Here is an 18,291-nt window from a genome sequence, read left to right as displayed (position 1 = left end):
GGCTCAGGCACCAAACTCCGCTCAGGGACCGAAACCAGGGCGGCGGTTTCTCGCGCAGCGAGCGTCATGACAAGCTCCCGAATTGGCGGTCCGGATCAGCGCCGGGCCGGTCGTGGCTACGGGTCCGAAACGCCGTCCGAAGCAGCAGGAGAACGGGCATCTCTGGAACGCGTAAAACGGAGATGGAATTTCTCTTTCGAATGCCATCAACAGAAAGAATAATTTTCTATCGATGGCGCTTGTAAGATACATAGATAGAAAATATTTCTAGTCAATCCTCCTTCGTGGTCGGGCGAGATGCTGAGCACAATGGCGGAGTGATCGACCGTGATGATCAGCACGTTGTGACCTCAGGACGTAGTGACCGATGACCGAGCTGGCGCCATCTCTCCCCCTCTCCACTCCCGCCTCCACGGGCGTGGAGGCGCGCGCGCAGGCACTCGATGCCGCGCTGCGGACCGCCTCGCCGGCCGAAGTCATCGCCGCAGCGCTCCGCGAAATCGGCCGCGATAGACTGGCGCTGGTGTCGTCATTTGGCACCGAGTCCGCCGCGCTGTTGAAAGTGATGGCGGACGTCGATCCGGCAATCCCGGTAGTGTTTCTCGATACCGGCTGGCTGTTCGAAGAAACCCTCGCCTATCGCGACACGCTCACCGACATACTCGGCCTGCGCGACGTACGCTCGATCAAGCCGCTCGAGGCCGATCTCGATCGCGACGATGCGGCGCGCGAACTGTGGTTTTCCGATCCGGACAAATGCTGCCTGATCCGCAAGGTCGAACCGCTGAAGCGGGCGCTGGCGCCGTTCGACGGCTGGATCAACGGCCGCAAGCGCTTTCAGGGCGGCGTGCGTGCCGACATTCCGGTCGTCGAAGCCGACGGCAAGCGGCTGAAGTTCAATCCGTTCGCCAACGTCACGCCGACCGACATCGCGGCGATCTACGCCTCCGCCAAGCTGCCGCAGCATCCGCTGCTCGCTTCGGGCTTTCTCTCCGTCGGCTGCATGCCATGTACCAGCCGCGCTGAAGCGGGTGAGGATACGCGCGCCGGCCGCTGGCGCGGACGCGGCAAGACGGAATGCGGCATTCACACGATCAAGACTTCATAGGACATTGCTGTTGCAACTAAGCGAACATTGAAATGCCGTTTCGTTGACTTGGCCCGCTTTGTTCGTGACTTTCGCCCCTCCGCGCCGACGACACCGATGTCGTCAAGCACAATGGAGATCATCGATGCTTCGTCGTTTCTTCCCCATCCTCGCCGGCCTGATGGTGGCGACCGCCGCGAACGCGGCGGACGTATCGCTGCTGAACGTGTCGTACGATCCGACGCGCGAGCTGTATGCCGATTTCAACAAGTCGTTCGCCGCCGCGTACCAGAAGAAATCCGGCAACACCGTCACGATCAAGCAGTCGCATGGCGGCTCGGGCGCGCAGGCGCGCTCGGTGATCGACGGCCTGCAGGCGGACGTCGTCACGCTTGCGCTCGCCTACGACATCGATGCGATCGCCAATAAGGGCTTGCTGGCGAAGGACTGGCAGAAGCGCCTGCCGCAAAACTCCTCGCCCTATACGTCGACCATCGTGTTCCTGGTCCGCAAGGGCAATCCGAAGGGGATCAAGGACTGGGACGATTTGCTCAAGTCCGGCGTCAGCGTGATCACGCCGAACCCGAAAACCTCGGGCGGTGCGCGCTGGAACTATCTGGCGGCCTGGGGCTATGCGCTCAAGAAGTCGGGCTCGGCCGAAGGCGCGCGTGACTTCGTCGCCAAGCTCTACAAGCAGGTTCCGGTGCTCGACACCGGCGCGCGCGGCTCCACCGTCACCTTCGTCGAGCGTGGCGTCGGCGACGTGCTGCTGGCCTGGGAGAACGAAGCCTATCTCGCCGTGAAGGAATTCGGCGCCGACAAGTTCGAGATCGTGGCGCCGTCAGTGTCGATCCTTGCCGAGCCGCCGGTCGCGGTGGTCGATACCGTCGTCGACAAGAAGGGCACCCGCGCGACCGCCGAAGCCTATCTCAAGTACCTGTATTCCAAGGACGGCCAGGAAATCGCCGCACGGAACTTCTACCGTCCGCGCGATCCGGAGGTTGCCAAAAAGCACGAAGGCGCGTTCGCCAAGGTCGATCTGTTCACGATCGACGATGTGTTCGGCGGCTGGACCAAGGCGCAGACCGAGCACTTCGCCGATGGCGGCGTGTTCGATAAGATCTACAAGAACTGAGCGACGCGGGCGTCGCAGCGCGACCGCTCATTGGGGGTGACATGCTTCACGGCAACGGCAGCGCGCTCCCTCTCCCCGGTCGCGGGGAGAGGGGCGGAGTGAGGAGGCACTTCAACGAGCCAGAGCTCGCGTGCGCGATCTCCAGTGCTTCCGCCCGTCATTGCGAGCCGAAGGCGAAACAATCCAGCTCCGTGCACGACGCTGGATTGCTTCGTCGCTTCGCTCCTCGCAATGACGCCGATGTTGGGTTGGTGCATGTCGATCGACATGGAAGCTTCGCACAGGTGACGCCATGACTGCTGTTGCGCAACGTCGCTCGTTGCCCGGCTTCGGCCTCACAATGGGGCTGACGATCACCTGGCTGTCGCTGATGATCCTGATCCCGCTGGCGGGGCTGTTCGTCAAAACCGCCGAGCTGAGCTTCGCCGACTTTTGGTCGACGGTGACGGCGCCGCGCACCCTGCATGCGCTGAAAATCTCGTTCGGCCTGGCGTTCGCCGCAGCCTGCGTCAATCTGGTCGCCGGGCTGCTGATCGTCTGGGCGCTGGTGCGCTACCGTTTCCCGGGCCGCCGGATCTTCGATGCGATCGTCGACATTCCGTTTGCGCTGCCGACCGCGGTGGCCGGCATCGCGCTGACCACGCTGTTCGCGCAGAAGGGCTGGCTCGGCGCGCCGCTGGCCGCTCTCGGCATCAAGGTGGCGTTCACGCCGCTCGGCATTTTCCTGGCGATGATCTTCATCGGCATTCCGTTCGTGGTGCGCACCGTGCAGCCGGTGCTGCTCGATCTCGACACCGAACTCGAAGAGGCGGCCGAATGTCTCGGCGCTTCGCGCTGGCAGACGATCTGGCGCGTCATTCTTCCCTCACTGACGCCGGCGCTACTCACCGGCTTCGCCCTCGCCTTCGCGCGCGCGGTCGGCGAATACGGCTCGGTGATCTTCATCGCCGGCAACCTGCCCAACGTTTCGGAGATCGCTCCCTTGCTGATCGTGATCCGGCTATCGGAATTCCGTTATGCCGACGCTACCGCTATCGCCGTGGTGATGCTGATCTTCTCGTTCCTGATCATCTTCATCCTCAATCGGATCCAGCACTGGGCACAGTCCCGGTCGCTGGCCACGGCGTGATGCCATGACGATGGTTGCCACCAGCCAAGTCAGGCGTGCAGCGATCGCATCTGCAGACGCCGCCGCGCCCGCTGCCTCCGGGCGCCGGTCAGCCCACACCGAGCCGGCTTGGGTGCGGCTGCTGATCATCGGCTTCGCCCTCACCTTCCTCACCGTGTTCGTGGTCCTGCCGCTGATCCTGGTGTTTTCCGAGGCCCTGGCGAAAGGCGTCGCATTTTATCTGTCGGCGCTGGCCGACGAGGAGGCGCTGGCGGCGATCAAGCTGACGCTGATTGCAGCCGGCATTTCGGTCGGCCTCAATCTGGTGTTTGGTGTCATCGCCGCCTGGGCGATCGCGAAGTTCGACTTTCCCGGCAAGACTTTCCTGATCACGCTGATCGATCTGCCGTTCTCGGTCTCGCCCGTCATCTCCGGCCTCGTCTTCGTGCTGCTGTTCGGCGCGCAGGGCTGGTTCGGACCATGGCTGATGGCGCATGGCGTCCAGATCCTGTTCGCGGTGCCAGCGATCGTGCTGGCGACGACCTTCGTCACCTTCCCGTTCGTGGCGCGCGAACTGATCCCGCTGATGCAGGAGCAGGGCCAGCAGGAAGAAGAAGCCGCGATCTCGCTCGGCGCCAGCGGCTGGACCACGTTCTGGCGCGTCACGCTGCCGAACATCAAATGGGGCCTGCTTTACGGCGTGCTGCTGTGTAACGCCCGCGCCATGGGCGAGTTCGGCGCTGTGTCGGTTGTCTCCGGCCATATCCGCGGCGAGACCAACACCATGCCGCTGCTGGTCGAAATTCTCTACAACGAGTACCAGATGGCCGCCGCGTTCGCGGTCGCTTCGCTGCTGGCGCTGCTGGCGCTGGTGACGCTGATCGTCAAGACCGTGCTGGAAGGCCGCATCGAAGAGGGACTGCATCCCGATGACCATTGAAGTCCGCAACATCGTCAAGGAATTCGGCAGCTTCCGCGCACTCGACAATGTCGATCTGCGGGTCGAGACCGGCGAGCTGATGGCACTGCTCGGCCCGTCTGGCTCCGGCAAGACCACGCTGCTGCGGATCATCGCCGGCCTCGACTGGCCGGACTCCGGCGCGATTGCGTTCGACGGCGAGGACGCGCTGTCGCGGGCCGCCGCGGAGCGGCATGTCGGCTTCGTGTTCCAGCACTACGCGCTGTTCCGGCACATGAGCGTGTTCGAGAACGTCGCGTTCGGCCTGCGGGTGCAGCCGCGCAAGATCCGCAAGACCGAGACGGAGATCAAGAAGCGGGTCGGCGACCTGCTCGACCTCGTGCAACTCGGCTGGCTTGCCGATCGCTTTCCAAATCAACTGTCCGGCGGTCAGCGTCAGCGCATCGCGCTGGCGCGCGCGTTGGCGATCGAGCCGCGCATCCTGCTGCTCGACGAGCCGTTCGGCGCGCTCGACGCCAAGGTGCGCAAAGAACTGCGCGCCTGGCTGCGCAATCTGCACGAGGAGATTCACGTCACCTCGATCTTCGTGACCCACGATCAGGAAGAGGCGCTCGAAGTCGCCAACCGCGTGGTGGTGATGGACAAGGGCCGGATCGAACAGATCGGCTCGCCCGGCGATGTTTATGAGCGCCCGGCATCAGCCTTCGTGCACGGCTTCATCGGGGAGTCGATCGTGCTGCCGGTCGAGGTGCGTGACGGGCGGGTCCGGCTCGGCGACCGCGACCTCGATCTCACCGCCCAGGACACCGCCGCCGGCCCCTCCAAGCTGTTCGTCCGCCGCCACGACGTGACGGTCGGCCCGAGCGGCAGCGGCGTGTTTGAAGGTGCGGTGAAAGCCGTACGCGCGTTCGGCCCGATGCAGCGCGCCGATATCGTGCTGAGCGGCCTCGGTGGCGATACGCTGATCGAGATCGACGCCCCGAGAGATCACTCCCTCAAGGTCGGCGACCGGATCGGCCTGCAGCCCCAGCGCTACCGCATCTTCGCTGACCGTTAGGCCTTGGCTCTTCCGGTGGTGCAACGTGGCTCGCAGACCTGCGGGCCGCTAGAGTTCGGCTCGCCCGATTAGGCCGAAACCGCGCGCGCACTTACCAATCTACCGATCCCAACGATCGCGCGACCGTTCGACGAGCTCGCGGCCAAGCTCCTCTCCTCCACGGCACCTGATTACAGAGAAGCACCCAGCGCCGCCACTGAGCACCTTACGGTAGGTCGAAATCATCATTTTCTCGCCAATGATAATCATTTGATTATCCCAACCGCACGACTAGGAACGACGACAAGTAATATGTTGCCGTAGCGACTTGCGGATGAAGAGCGCTTCATACCCGTGTAGCGCCCAACACCTGCGACAGAACGCCACAACCTAGACCACTACGGAACACCATGATCCGTACCAACGCTGCATTGCGCACAGTGCAATTTGATTAGTTATCATCACGAGTTAGTCGCGACAACGACGACTACTCAACAACCGCCACCTAGCTCACTCGCTGCATATGCTAACAGATGTGAGTAATTGATCTCGATCAAATACGCGCTTTAGTACGGCATGTGAATTTTGATGACAGATTGTGACTAATTACTTCCCGGACAACTCCGGCAAGCGTCGTGATGCGGGCTGAACCTGCACCAACGGACTTTTTCAAACTGAAATGATCTTCGCTCGACGTCGCCCGCGACACGTGGACGGCGATCGATGGTGGCTGACAAAAATCATCGTGCTTTGAGCACTTGCGGGGGACGCAATGGGGGGCTCTCGGGGGGCGGCGGCTGCGCGCGACCAAAATCGGCGCGGCCGCCGGAGCTGGATCTCGTCGCTGTTCGTATCGATTGCGCTGGCCTGGGGGACCTGGCCAGCTGGCGCCGAGCCGGCGATGGTCGAACACACCGCTTTGCCGCATGACGGCCAGGTCGGCGCGGTCGATCCGTCGGTCAATGCGCTGGTCGACTACGTGCGCGGCCTGCAGAGCGTCGGCAAGACCGAACCGAACTTCACGCCGGTGCCCGCCCATGGCCTCGCGCTTGGTGACGGACGTGGCGGCGGGCATGGCGCCGTGTCGGGCCACGGTGCCTCCGCGCATGGTTCACCCCACGGTTCACCACACGGCGGTTCTGCAGCCGGTCCGCGCTTCGACACACGGTTTGCCGGGCACGGTTCGACCGAGGCCTTGCTGGCGCTTCCCCAGATCGACGGAGGCTCGCAGCTCGACCAGATCCTGCGGTTTGCGGCTTCGCTGCGCCTCGCCACTCTCAGTGAGAAGCGCATCCTGCGCTCTCACGCGACCCGCCATACGCTCGCCGCGCGGCTTGCCCGCGAGCCTGACTACGTGGCGGAGATGCCGGAGCCGGTCCGCGATGCCGCCACGGTGACCACCTGGGTCGCGCTGGAAAACTTCGACGATACGATCGAACAGCCGAAGCAGTTCGGCTTCATCGAGATCCTCGCCGCCAAGGCGGATGATTCTCGGCCGGTGCTGATGGTGGCGACGCGCGAGCCGAAGGCTGCGGCCGCCGGGCGTGCCCCAATGGTGGCGCCCGCACCGGGCGATCCCGATGGCCGTTACTTCGTCGGCTCCAAGCCATGCGAGACCTGCCACGCCGGCCTGTTCGACGAGTTCCAGCAGACCGTGATGGGCCGCAACATCAAGTCCGGCAAGGTCACGCCGCAGGGCAAGATGGAATGCGAGACCTGCCACGGCCCCGGCTCGGCGCACGTCAATGGCGGCGGCGGCCGCGAGAAGGGCGGCATCCGCTCGTTCCGGCCGACCGACAGCCGCGGCTTCGACGTCGCCGAGGCCAACAGCGTCTGCCTGAGCTGCCACGAGAAGGGCGACCAGACCTATTGGCAGGGTTCGCAGCACGAGACCCGCGGCCTCGCCTGCGTCAACTGCCACACCGTGATGCGCAAGGTGTCGCCGCGCAATCAGCTCAAGACCGTGCAGGTGATGGATACCTGCTTCCAGTGCCACAAGGATCGCAAGGCGCAGGTGCAGCGCAGCTCGCACATGCCGATCCGCGAAACCAAAATCACCTGCGTCAATTGCCACAACCCGCACGGCAGCGCGACCGAGAAGCTGCTTCGCGAGGCCACCGTCAACGACACCTGCTACACCTGCCACGCCGACAAGCGCGGACCGTTCCTGTTCGAACATCCGCCGGTGCGCGAGAACTGCTTGAATTGCCACGAACCGCACGGCTCCAACCACGAGTCGCTGCTGATCGTCGCGCGGCAGCGGCTGTGCCAGCAGTGCCATACCAACCCGCACAACCAGCCAGGTCTGCCGACGTCGGCGCGCTGGGCGGTCGGGAACGCCTGCCAGAATTGTCACAACAATATCCACGGCTCCAACGCGCCGTCCGGATCGCGCTGGCACCGATAGCTCGGGGCCAGGGACAGCGACGGCTGCGGCCGCCGTCGCTCGCCACACCAACAAGCCGCCAAGGGTGATGGAACGACTCGCGCGAAGGGGGGCCTTTGAAATGGCGTTTAGGCAATTCCTGCTAACGTCCGCCGCAATCTCCGTGGTGACCGCAATGCCGTTGACCGCGACCGCCGAAACGGCGGCCAAGGAGGAGCCGGCGCGCTTGATCCCCGATTTCGATGCGGCCCATGGTGGCTGGTCATATTCGGGCGAATTCGAAGCCGGCTGGCGTTCATTCATCCAGCGCCCGCCGAAATCGGCGACGCCCTGGGTATCGCCGACCAATCCGGCCGGCGGCGGCGATCGCAACAACCGTTCGAAGTTCGAAGAGTACGGCCGGATCGCGCCGGGACTCTACGCCGAATATCTGCGGATGACGCTGCAGACCAAGGACGGCACTTACTGGAACGAGCTCCGCGCCGACAACATCGGCAACAACAACCAGCGCTACGTCTTCGACTTCTCGAAAGCCGGCGAACACTACCTTACCCTGGGTTGGGACGAGATCCCGCATCTCTACAACACGAGCGCGCTGAGCATTTGGAACGGCGTCGGCACCACCACGCTGACCACGCCGGTCACCATCCCCGGCAACAGCCTGTCAATCGTTGCACCCGCGACTACCACCACGGCCGCGCAGCGCGCCGCGGTAACCAATGCGCTGGCCGGCAAGACCAACCTGATCGACGTCGGCATCGATCGCCGCAAGGGCAGCGCAGCCTATCGCTGGACCCCCGATCCGAATTGGGACGTCAAAGCCAGCTACTCGCACGAGACGCGCGAAGGCACGCAGATCGCGGGCTTTCCGATCGGCGGCCTCGCCGGCACCGGGCTGCAGCAGATGCAGGCGCCGAGGCCGATCGACGACACCACGCAGATCGGCAAGCTCAGCGGCCAGTACTTCGGTCCGACGCCGTGGGGCGGCCACTACAACGTCCAGGTCGGCGGCGGCTTCTCGCTCTACGACAACAGCTTCAATTCGTTCACGGTACAGAATCCGTTCTTCGACCCCGCCAATCCGCGGGTGTTCTCGCCGGCGGCGCGGATCAGCCTGATGCCGAGCAATCAGGCCTACAACACCGGCGTCACCACCGGCATCGATCTGCCGTTCAAGACGCGCTGGAACAGCACGTTCCAATACACCACGATGCGGCAGAACGAAGCCTTCATGCCGTTCACCGTCAATCCCAACATCACAACCTTCCTGCTGCCGGCTTCGAGCCTCAACGGCGAGGTCAACACCGCGCTCTACAACACCACTGCCACTACCCAGTGGACGCCGGAATTCCGAACCACCACGCGCTATCGCTACTACGACAACGACAATCAGACGCCGGAACTGCTGATGCCGAATTACGTGGTCGAGGATTCGTCCGCCATCGGCATCGCCGCCGGCATCCCGCGGCGGTCGCTGTCGATGTCCTACACCAAGCAGAATGCCAGCGGCGAAATGCAGTGGCGCCCCGCCAAATGGGTCACATTCGGCAGCACGTTTGGCTGGGAGCAATGGGATCGCTCCCGCCGCGACGCCAACGTCACCAACGAGTTCATCGGCAAACTGACCGCGGACTTCAAGGTCCACGATATCGCGACGCTGCGCACCAGCGGCCAGTACTCCGAACGACGCTACGACAATTACGACGGCCTGGCGATGGCGCGCGACACCTATTACAGCGCCACTGCCAACAACGGCACCAACTTGCTGATGCGCAAGTTCGATATGGCGAACCGCAACCAGACCAAGGCCAACGCCTTCCTCGACATTTCCGGCCCGGCCGGCAGCGTGTTTCGGGACTTCGTGATTTCACCGACCGCCGGCCTGCGGTTTGAGGACTACCCGGACGATCCGCTGTTCTTCGGCCTGAAGAAGAGCAACACCTGGAACGCCGGCATCGACGTCACCTACAGCTTCACGCCAGGCTCCTCGATCCAGGCATCATATCTGTACGAAACCTATGATCGCTTCCAGGTCGGCAGCGGCACGCTGACCAACTCCGCCACCGGCCTGCCAAACGCCACGCCGATCAATGCGTTCGGCAGCAACACGCTCGAGAAGGTGCAGACCATCCTGATCGCCAGCACGCTGGAGCTGATTCCCGGCGTGCTCGATTTCAAGCTCGGCTATGCGATTTCGTTCGCGCACGAGGATTGGGATTACGGCCCTTATAACGGCTACGCGATGCTGGCGAATGCCGGCGGCACTGTGTACCGGCCGTTCCCGACGGTGTCGACCAACTATCAACGGCTCGATGCGTCGCTGAAGCATACCATCGATCCGTCGATCGTGGCGAAGCTTGGCTGGACCGGTGAGGTCTACGTCAAGGCGCGTTACATCTGGGAGCGCAACAGCGTCGACAATTGGCAGCAGGATCTGATGTCGCCCTATCTGTATCTGGTCGATACCACGCTGGCGCGGATGATCGACATGGGCGCCACCAATCCGAATTACGACGCGCAATACTTCCAGGTCTCGCTCAACGCCAAATGGTGAGCGGCAGCGCCGCGATGCGGCGCCGCCTCGCGACAGGATCGGCTCGCATGCGAACGCGGTGAGCTTGCAGCCGGCGGCAAAGACGTGACCGCCGGCCGATACCAACCAACGTCAACAACAATGGGAGGACGACAGACGATGAACGACAAACGCAATGACCAGCCGCCGCTGTCGCGGCGCAAGCTGCTGAAGGCCGGCGTCGGAGCGGCGGGCATCGCCGCGATGCTCGGCGCCGGCGTGGCTGCGGCGAATGCCCAGGTCACCAAGAAAGCCTCGCACAAGGATGCCGGCTATCAGGAGTCGCCGAACGGTGCCAAGCGCTGCGGCACCTGCCGCCAGTTCCGACCGCCGAGCTCGTGCATCACGGTCGAAAGCCCGATCAGCGAGAACGGCTGGTGCCGCCTCTACGCCGGCAAGGCGTAACGCGCCGCCGATCACGTCATCTGCTGCGCAACGACGAGCGGCGCAGCGGTCGCAAGCTCCGGGTCCGATACAGTCGGAGCTGGAGCTTGCGTCATTGCGGGCGCCTGCCCGATCAGCTACGCCCTCGCCCGCGCATGGTCGATGAACTGCGTCCGCTTCAGCGGAGCGCGATCACGCGTCGGCGGTCTCGCGGACCAGGATGCGCTCGCGCAGCGTCGGCTTATGCACCTTGCCGGTGGCGTTGCGCGGCAATGCTTCGACGAAGCTGACGCGCTGCGGACATTTGAACCGCGCCAGCCGCTCGCGGCAATGCGCCAGCAGCTTCGCCTCGCTCAACTCTTGGCCGGGTTTGAGCGCGACCACCGCGACGCCGGTTTCGCCCCATTGCGGATCGGGCGCGCCGATCACCGCGGCCTCGGCGATCTCCGGCAATTGATACAGCACATCCTCGACCTCGGCCGGATACACGTTCTCGCCGCCCGAGATGTACATGTCCTTGGTGCGATCGACGATGTAGTAGAAGCCTTCGTCGTCGACCCGCGCGGCATCGCCGGTGTGCAGCCAGCCGTCGGTGAACGAGGTGCGGTTGGCGTCCGGCCTGTTCCAGTAGCCGGGGGTGATGTTCGGGCCCTTCACCCAGAGTTCGCCCATCTCGCCCGGCTTCACTGGCTCGCCATCGGGACCGACGATCTTCAGGTCGGCGTGCAGCACCGGCTTGCCAGCCGAACCGGCCTTGCGCGCGGCATCGTCGGCATCGAGCATCAGCACCGCCGGGCTGGTCTCGGTCATGCCGTAGCCCTGGACCAGGGCACAGCCGCGCTCCTGCCAGATCTTCAATAGCGGCACCGGCATCGGCGCGCCGCCGACACCGGCGATCTGCAGCCGCGACAGATCGGTGGTGGCGAACGCCGGGTGCTGGCACATGAACTGATAGATCGACGGCACGCCGAAGAAATGCGTCAGCCCGACCGCCGGATCTCCGATGATCGACAGCGCCGCGCCCGGATCGAACGCGCGCATCAACAGCGTGGTGCCGCCGGCATGCAGAACCGGATTGGTGTAGCAGTTCAGCCCGCCGGTGTGGAACAGCGGCAGCACGCAGAGAAACACCGTGCGCGGCGAGATGAACGCCGGGATGCCGAGATTGACCGCGTTGATGAAGGTCATGCCATGGGTGATCATGGCGCCCTTCGGCTTTCCGGTAGTGCCGGAGGTGTACATGATGGTCGAGACGTCATCGAGCGTTACCGGCTCGGCGGCGCCGAGACGCGGCGAGCTCGCCAGCGCGGCCTCATAGGCCGGACCGAACGCCAAGAGATGCGGCACGCCGCACGCAGCCTTCAACTCCGCCGCCATCGGCGCCAATTCGTCGTCGTGCGCCAGCACTCGCGGCGCGGCATCGCCGACGATGTAGGACAGTTCGTGGACGGTGAGACGGACGTTGAGCGGCACGAAGATCGCGCCGAGCCGGAAGCAGGCGAACTGCACCTCAAGCGTCTCGACCGCATTCAGCGCCAACACCGCGACGCGGTCGCCGCGGCCGACGCCGAGCGTTGCGAAATGCGCCGCCAGCCGGTCGACCCGCTCGTCCATTGCCCGGTAGCTGATGTTGCGGCTGGTGGCGAGATCGACCACCGCGATCCGCTCCGGGCGGACCTCGGCGTGATGGGCGATCCAGTCGAAGTCAGCGAAGCTCATCGGTTTTCTCCCTCGGAAGGTCGGCGGCTCTTGATGGCCGTCTCGACGAGGGAAGTGAAAGCGCGGGCCGGCGGGAAGTCAATCGCCGCATCTTGTGCGCCGCAACTAACTGCCGCGAAATTGAACCACGCGTGCAGCCGGTTGGCGCAAGACAGGCCGGCACCGTCCAGCGGCTACTGATAAGCCGCCACGATGTCCGAGACCGCGCGTTCGAGCTGCTTGGCGGTGGCGCATTGCCGGACCACGTTGCAGAACGGCGCGTAGCGGAACATTTCCGAATCGCCCCAGCCCCAGCCCATCCGGCCTTCGGGATTGAGCCAGACCACGCGCTTGGCGCGCTCCGAGATGGTGCGCAGGATGTCGGTGCGCGGATCGAGATTGTTGCTGCGGGCGTCCCCGAGCACGATCACCGTGGTCTTCGGCGTCACTGCGCGCAGCCAGCGCTTTTCGAAATCCGCCAGCGAGGCGCCGTAATCGGACGAGCCGAACCCGACCTTGGACATGATCTCGCGCATCGCCGCTTCCGGCTCCTGCTTGTCGAGGATGTCGCTGACCTCGATCAGGTGGCCGGAGAACGCAAACGAGCGAACGTCGTCGACGACCTCGTGCAGGCTGTGGATCAGCAGCAGGAAGAAATCGGACACCTGCGCCACCGAGCCGGAGACGTCGCACAGCGCCACGATCTGCGGCCGGTCGCGATGCCGCCGCTTCCAGGCGGTGAGGAACGGGATGTTGCCCCAGGCGGCGTTGCGGCGGATGGTGCGGCGGACGTCGAGATGGCCGCGGCGCTGCCGCTTGCGCGGCTTGCTGTAGCGCTCGCGCAGCCGCCGCGCGATGGCGCGGATCAGCTCCTTCATCTGCTCGACCTGGCGCCGCTCCAGCCGCATCATCGGCGCGTTGCGCAGCACCTCGTGGCGCAGATTCTCGGCCTCCTCGCGGCCGTACAGCAGCAGCGCCTGCGCCACCATCTCGCGCACGCTGTCGCGCAGGCCGTCGAGCGCGGCGGCGAGCCGTTCCGCCTGCGCCGGATCATCGGCCTTGAGCCGGTCGAGATCGTCGCGCAACTGGCCGATGCCGAGCGCTTCCATCATCCGGCTCTGAAACAGGCCGCGCTGGGTGAAGAACCGGATGTTGGAGAGAGATGCTTCGTTGGCAGCACCGGCGAGCGCGGCGGCAACCGCGCTGCGGTCCTGCGCCAGCAGCATCTGGGCCAGCTCGCCAAGTTCCGGCGGCGCCGAGCCTTCGCCGCCGCCCTGTCCCGGCGCGCTGTTGCCGTTCGGCTGCGAGGGTGATGTCGCGTTGTCTGCCTGCTGATCGGCGTCGTCGGCCGCATCCGTGTTGGTCTTCGGCTCGGGCCGGCTGAAGAACAGGTCGAAGCACTGCGCCAGCGCCTGCTTTTCGTCCTGGGTCTTGGCCAGGGTCACCAGCAGCGTGTCGCGCAGCAGGCCGCGATCGGCGAAGCCGACCTCCGACACCGCCCGCATCGCGTCGATACTCTCGGCCGGCGACACGCGCACGCCGGCGCCGCGCGCCGCCCGGAAGAAGCGGTGCAGCTCCTCGCGCATCAGCCGAACACGCCCTCGCGCCCGGCCTTGGCGACGAAGCCGGAGACCTGCGGCAGCGCGGTTTCAATGTCGGCTTCGTACTTCAACAGGACGTTGAGCGTGTCCTTGACCACCTGGTGGTCGAGCTCGCTCGCCTGCAGCAGCACCAGCACCCGCGCCCAGTCGATCGTTTCGCTGACCGACGGCAGCTTCTTCAGATCGAGCGCACGGATCTGATTGATGAACCCGACCATCTGCTTGCGCAGCGTCTCGCCGGCGCCGGGCACGCGGCTTTCGACGATGCGCTCCTCCAGCTTCTGTTCGGGGAAGCCGATGTGCAGATGCAGGCAGCGCCGCTTCAGCGCATCCGACAGGTCGCGCTCGCCGTTCGAGGTCAGCAGCACCAGCGGCTTCACCGTGGCGCTGATGGTACCAAGCTCGGGGATCGTCACCTGGTAGTCGGACAGGATTTCGAGCAGCAGCGACTCGAACTCAGCGTCGGACTTGTCGATCTCGTCGACCAGCAGCACGCAGCCCTGCGGCTGCTCCAGCGCCTTGAGCAGAGGCCGCGGCTCGACGAATTCCTTGGAGAAGAACACGTCGCCGAAATCGTGCAGCCGGCCGAGCGCATCGGTCAGCGTCTGCGCGCCGCCGAGCACTTCGCCGAGCTTGTCCTTGAGGATCTGGGTGTAGAGCAGCTGCTTGGCGTATTTCCACTCATAAAGGGCCTTGGCCTCGTCCAGTCCCTCGTAGCACTGCATCCGGATCATCTGCAGGCCGCGCCAGCTCGCCAGCGCTTTGGCCAGTTCGGTCTTGCCGACGCCGGCAGGGCCTTCGACCAGGATCGGCTTCTCGATCTTCTCGGCCAGATACACGGCGGTAGCGATCTGGCGGCTGGCGATATAGCCGACCGATGCCAAACCTGCGGTGACGGCCTCGATGGATTGCATCGGCAGATTCGCAGTCATAGCTATTGATTGCTCCAGAGAGATTGGCCGAGGGCGATCTGCCGCTGCTTGCGCGGCTCGCGCGCCACATTGGCCAGCACGTCGAATGCGGCCAGCGATCGGGTGAGTTGATCGTCGATCCGATCCGGCGGCAACAGCGCGCGCAACTCTTCGACGAACATGCGCGCCAGGCTGCGGACGCCGATCACGCGCGCGCCATTGGGCGGCTCACCGCTGTCCAGCGCCTGCACCGCGGCGGCGCTTCCTGCCTGCGCCAGCGACAGCAATCCAGCGAGGCGGCCGAGCGTCAGGGCGTGCTCTTCACTCGGCGTGATCCGCGCCGCGACCGTGTGCAGCAGCCAATCGAGGAAACCGACGGTGGTCGCGGCCGCGACCGTATCTTCGAGATCGCGGAACGGCAGCGCCATCGCCGGATAGGCATCCGGCATCGTGCCGATCCGCGCTGACGCCGGCACGACACAGTTCTCGAAGCTCAGCTCGCAATGCGACGCCGGCTTCAGCACGTCGAGCGACGGCATCGGAGTCAACGTCAACCCCGCGGTGCCGCGCGGCAGCAGAAACAGGCCGTAGCGCTTGCGGCCCTGCTCGACGCCGGTGATCGCCAGCACGAGAAACAGATCGGCGACCGGACCGTTGGTGATCCACGCCTTGCGGCCGTTGATGACGTAGCCGTCGGCCCGACGTTCGGCGGTCGTCTGGAGATGCTTCGGATGCGCACCGGCGCCGGGCTCGGAGATCGCCACCGCGGCCCAGCCGCGCCCCAAAGCGATCCGCGACACCAGCTCGTCGCGCTGCGCCGCGTCGGCGAAGCCGGCGATAAAGAACCGCGCGATCAACTGCCGCCCGGCGAACGCCGTGGCGAGACCGAGTTCGCCGGTCGACGCCGCAATCGCCCGTTCGGCCTGTGCGATCGCCCCGTAGCTGTCGAGCGCCGCGTCGCTGCCGGGAAGGCCGATCTCGAACAGACCGGCCTCGGCCATCGGTGAGAACGGATCGGCGCCGGATCGATCTGCGACTAGCGCCCGCCAACGCGCGATACGTGCGGCGACCGCCGCTGTCGCCGCCTCTGTCGTCCCGAGGGTCGCGCCTGACGCGCCCGGTTTTCGAAGCTCAATCATGGCTCCGTGTGTAGAACAAGCCCGCGGCGGCGGCGAGTGTTTGTTGTATTCCGGCAAATGGAATGCGACGCGCGGCGAAGCTGACTCCGCCGCGCGCCATCAATGTCGCCGAATAGCAAGCTTAGTTACACCGCGTGAACCTTCGGCTCGCGCTCCCAGAACCGCAGTTGCGAGCAAAGCTCCAGGAAACGCTCGGCGTCCTTCGGTCCGCCGAGACTCATCACGCCGCCGTCGGGTTCGACACCGGCCTTCTCCAGAAGTGGCGCCGCATCCTTGGTGACTGCAATAAACTTGGCGTGGGCGAAGGCGTCGGCGACGAAGTCGCGCGCGGTCGCCTCCTGTTGCAGTTGAAGGGCGCCGTCTTGCGAGAGCAGTACCGCGACCGCATCGTACAGCACCGACGGACCACCATTGACCTTCTGCTTCGCCGGCCGCTGCTTACCATCGGACGCGGTGAAGCCGCCGACCTTCGGGGCGATCAGTTCGACCATCGCACCTTGCTGTGTGGCGGCAGCCTCCAGCGCCGCCAGCAGCTTGGCATCGGCGCCGTCGCTGACCAGAATGCCGAGCTTGCGACCCTTGAAGCTGCCTGGCGCATTCTTGACGATGCTGAGCGCCGGCGACGGCGGCAGATCCGTGATCGGCTTGCGGGCCGGCTCGGCAGCCGCCGGCAGCTTGATGCCGAGACCGTCGGAGACCATCTGGGCGAGGGTCTTATCGACATTGACGAGATGCGACACCACGCGGGCACGGATCGCCGGCGTCTCGACCTTGCTGAGTTCGAACACGAACGCGTCCTTGATGTGCGTCTGCTCGATCTCGCTCTGGCTGACGTAGAACTGCCGCGCCTGGCTGTAGTGATCGGCGAATAGTTCGCCGCGGGCGCGCCGCCTCTCGCCGGTTTCCTCGGCCGGGAAGCTGCGGAAACCCTTCGGCGTCTCGCGCGGGCCGGTCCCCCAGCTGTTCGGCTCGTAGTTGACGCGGCCGCGCGGGTTGTTGAACGCCATGTGGCCGTCCTGGGTGAAGCTGTGGAACGGGCACTTCGGCGCGTTGATCGGCAGGTCGGTGAAATTAGTGGTGCCGAGCCGCTTCAGCTGAGTATCGAGATAGGAGAAGTTGCGGCCCTGCAGCAGCGGATCGTTGGTGAAGTCGACGCCCGGTACGATGTTGGCGGTGTGGAACGCAACCTGCTCGGTCTCGGCAAAGAAATTATCGACGGTGCGATCGAGCACCAGCCGGCCGACGCGGCGGATCGGTACGCGCTCTTCCGGAATGATTTTGGTGGCGTCGAGAATGTCGAACTCGAATTCGTCCGCGAAGGCGTCGTCGAACAGCTGCAGGCCGAGCTCCCACTCCGGATAGTCGCCGGCTTGGATCGCATCCCACAGATCGCGGCGGTGGAAGTCGGGATCTGCGCCGTTGATCTTCACCGCCTCGTTCCACACCACCGACTGCATCCCGAGCTTCGGCTTCCAATGAAACTTGACATAGGTCGATTTGCCCTCGGCATTGATCAGCCGGAAGGTGTGGACCCCGAACCCTTCCATGAACCGGAACGAGCGCGGGATCGTCCGATCGGACATGATCCACAGCGCCATGTTGATCGATTCCGGCATCAGCGAAATGAAGTCCCAGAAATTGTCGTGCGCGGTCTGCGCCTGTGGGAAGCCGCGATCCGGCTCCTGCTTGGCGGCATGGATCAGGTCGGGAAACTTGATCGCGTCCTGGATGAAGAACACCGGGATGTTGTTGCCGACGATGTCCCAGTTGCCTTCGCGCGTGTAGAGCTTGACGGCGAAGCCGCGGACGTCACGCGCCAGATCCGACGAGCCTTTGTTGCCGGCGACGGTCGAGAACCGCACGAAAGCCGGGGTGCGCTCGCCGGCACGCTGGAAGATGTCGGCGGCGGTGATGTCCGACAGCGACTCGTAGGTCTCGAAGAAGCCGTGGGCGCCGAAACCACGCGCATGCACGACGCGTTCCGGGATACGCTCGTGGTCGAAGTGGAAGATCTTCTCGCGGAACAGAAAGTCTTCCATCAGCGTCGGCCCGCGCCGGCCGATCTTCAGGCTGTTCTGATTGTCGCTGATCGGAATGCCCTGACGGCTGTTGAGGGCCGGCATATCGCCGCTGGCAACCTGATGGGTCTCGCCGCCAGGCCCGCGATGGATCGATGCGTCGGCCAGCTTGGCGGATTTCAGTTCGGGATGCTTGTCGGCCATGGAACCTCGCGCAGAAGGACAGAGTGACGGCGGCGCGGCTCTCGCGGCGATCGAAGCTATCGCTGCCGTGTTGATCTAACTGTGCGAGAGAGT

Annotated in this window: 13 protein-coding genes; 8 read left to right on the top strand and 5 right to left on the bottom strand. The window is 64.8% G+C overall.

All coding sequences use genetic code 11. The features are described from left to right. Positions 1-367: 367 nt before the first annotated feature. From VRZ08_RS04765 to VRZ08_RS04730, 8 genes are all read left to right on the top strand, one after another. The gene (locus tag VRZ08_RS04765) at positions 368-1,108 is read left to right on the top strand and encodes a phosphoadenylyl-sulfate reductase (protein ID WP_414531739.1); all 741 of its coding nucleotides are present in this window, start codon (positions 368-370) and stop codon (positions 1,106-1,108) included. Positions 1,109-1,232: 124 nt separating this feature from the next. Beyond that, complete coding sequence (locus VRZ08_RS04760) at positions 1,233-2,222, top strand: sulfate ABC transporter substrate-binding protein (RefSeq protein ID WP_414531738.1); 990 nt, start codon at positions 1,233-1,235, stop codon at positions 2,220-2,222. Positions 2,223-2,514: 292 nt separating this feature from the next. Continuing rightward, a complete protein-coding gene (gene cysT, locus VRZ08_RS04755) occupies positions 2,515-3,351 on the top strand; it encodes a sulfate ABC transporter permease subunit CysT (protein WP_107354224.1) in 837 nt (278 codons plus the stop codon). A gap of 4 nt (positions 3,352-3,355) precedes the next feature. After that, positions 3,356-4,270 carry a sulfate ABC transporter permease subunit CysW gene (gene cysW / locus VRZ08_RS04750; RefSeq protein ID WP_264075482.1) on the top strand — a complete coding sequence of 305 codons (915 nt, stop codon included), beginning with the start codon at positions 3,356-3,358 and terminating at the stop codon, positions 4,268-4,270. Then, on the top strand, positions 4,260-5,306 hold the full coding sequence (locus VRZ08_RS04745; RefSeq protein WP_414531737.1) for a sulfate/molybdate ABC transporter ATP-binding protein: 1,047 nt from the start codon (positions 4,260-4,262) through the stop codon (positions 5,304-5,306). Before cysW ends, VRZ08_RS04745 begins: the two co-directional genes overlap by 11 nt. 880 nt (positions 5,307-6,186) lie before the next feature. Beyond that, positions 6,187-7,692, top strand: coding sequence for a DmsE family decaheme c-type cytochrome (locus VRZ08_RS04740; RefSeq protein WP_414531736.1), 1,506 nt, complete (start codon positions 6,187-6,189; stop codon positions 7,690-7,692). A 154-nt stretch (positions 7,693-7,846) separates the two neighbouring features. Further along, positions 7,847-10,225 (top strand): MtrB/PioB family decaheme-associated outer membrane protein, encoded by a 2,379-nt coding sequence (locus VRZ08_RS04735; protein WP_414531735.1) that lies wholly within the window; start codon positions 7,847-7,849, stop codon positions 10,223-10,225. A 138-nt stretch (positions 10,226-10,363) separates the two neighbouring features. Next, positions 10,364-10,648, top strand: a complete 285-nt coding sequence (locus VRZ08_RS04730; RefSeq protein WP_011156311.1) for a hypothetical protein — start codon at positions 10,364-10,366, stop codon at positions 10,646-10,648. A gap of 171 nt (positions 10,649-10,819) precedes the next feature. Here the strand turns inward: VRZ08_RS04730 and VRZ08_RS04725 are convergent, their stop codons facing one another. The 5 genes from VRZ08_RS04725 to VRZ08_RS04705 all read right to left on the bottom strand — a co-directional run bounded on the left by VRZ08_RS04725 (position 10,820) and on the right by VRZ08_RS04705 (position 18,198). After that, the gene (locus VRZ08_RS04725) at positions 10,820-12,346 is read right to left on the bottom strand and encodes an acyl-CoA synthetase (RefSeq protein WP_414531734.1); all 1,527 of its coding nucleotides are present in this window, start codon (positions 12,344-12,346) and stop codon (positions 10,820-10,822) included. 173 nt (positions 12,347-12,519) lie between these two features. Beyond that, complete coding sequence (locus VRZ08_RS04720; RefSeq protein WP_414531733.1) at positions 12,520-13,911, bottom strand: vWA domain-containing protein; 1,392 nt, start codon at positions 13,909-13,911, stop codon at positions 12,520-12,522. Continuing rightward, positions 13,911-14,858 carry an AAA family ATPase gene (locus tag VRZ08_RS04715; protein ID WP_107354218.1) on the bottom strand — a complete coding sequence of 316 codons (948 nt, stop codon included), beginning with the start codon at positions 14,856-14,858 and terminating at the stop codon, positions 13,911-13,913. Before VRZ08_RS04715 ends, VRZ08_RS04720 begins: the two co-directional genes overlap by 1 nt. A gap of 2 nt (positions 14,859-14,860) precedes the next feature. Then, positions 14,861-15,838, bottom strand: a complete 978-nt coding sequence (locus tag VRZ08_RS04710; protein ID WP_414531732.1) for an acyl-CoA dehydrogenase family protein — start codon at positions 15,836-15,838, stop codon at positions 14,861-14,863. 263 nt (positions 15,839-16,101) lie between these two features. Continuing rightward, a complete protein-coding gene (locus VRZ08_RS04705; protein ID WP_414531731.1) occupies positions 16,102-18,198 on the bottom strand; it encodes a catalase in 2,097 nt (698 codons plus the stop codon). Between the last annotated feature and the right edge of the window lie 93 nt (positions 18,199-18,291).

The sequence above is a fragment of the Rhodopseudomonas sp. G2_2311 genome (assembly GCF_047501505.1).
Taxonomy (GTDB): domain Bacteria; phylum Pseudomonadota; class Alphaproteobacteria; order Rhizobiales; family Xanthobacteraceae; genus Rhodopseudomonas; species Rhodopseudomonas palustris_H.
This window is presented reverse-complemented; position numbering and strand designations above follow the sequence as displayed.

Bases quoted from the DNA above. Each gene is read 5' to 3' on its own strand.
- VRZ08_RS04765 (WP_414531739.1), top strand. From the start codon at position 368: ATGACCGAGCTGGCGCCATCTCTCCCCCTCTCCACTCCCGCCTCCACG.
- VRZ08_RS04760 (WP_414531738.1), top strand. From the start codon at position 1,233: ATGCTTCGTCGTTTCTTCCCCATCCTCGCCGGCCTGATGGTGGCGACC.
- cysT (WP_107354224.1), top strand. From the start codon at position 2,515: ATGACTGCTGTTGCGCAACGTCGCTCGTTGCCCGGCTTCGGCCTCACA.
- cysW (WP_264075482.1), top strand. From the start codon at position 3,356: ATGACGATGGTTGCCACCAGCCAAGTCAGGCGTGCAGCGATCGCATCT.
- VRZ08_RS04745 (WP_414531737.1), top strand. From the start codon at position 4,260: ATGACCATTGAAGTCCGCAACATCGTCAAGGAATTCGGCAGCTTCCGC.
- VRZ08_RS04740 (WP_414531736.1), top strand. From the start codon at position 6,187: ATGGTCGAACACACCGCTTTGCCGCATGACGGCCAGGTCGGCGCGGTC.
- VRZ08_RS04735 (WP_414531735.1), top strand. From the start codon at position 7,847: ATGCCGTTGACCGCGACCGCCGAAACGGCGGCCAAGGAGGAGCCGGCG.
- VRZ08_RS04730 (WP_011156311.1), top strand. From the start codon at position 10,364: ATGAACGACAAACGCAATGACCAGCCGCCGCTGTCGCGGCGCAAGCTG.
- VRZ08_RS04725 (WP_414531734.1), bottom strand. From the start codon at position 12,346: ATGAGCTTCGCTGACTTCGACTGGATCGCCCATCACGCCGAGGTCCGC.
- VRZ08_RS04720 (WP_414531733.1), bottom strand. From the start codon at position 13,911: ATGCGCGAGGAGCTGCACCGCTTCTTCCGGGCGGCGCGCGGCGCCGGC.
- VRZ08_RS04715 (WP_107354218.1), bottom strand. From the start codon at position 14,858: ATGACTGCGAATCTGCCGATGCAATCCATCGAGGCCGTCACCGCAGGT.
- VRZ08_RS04710 (WP_414531732.1), bottom strand. From the start codon at position 15,838: ATGGCCGAGGCCGGTCTGTTCGAGATCGGCCTTCCCGGCAGCGACGCG.
- VRZ08_RS04705 (WP_414531731.1), bottom strand. From the start codon at position 18,198: ATGGCCGACAAGCATCCCGAACTGAAATCCGCCAAGCTGGCCGACGCA.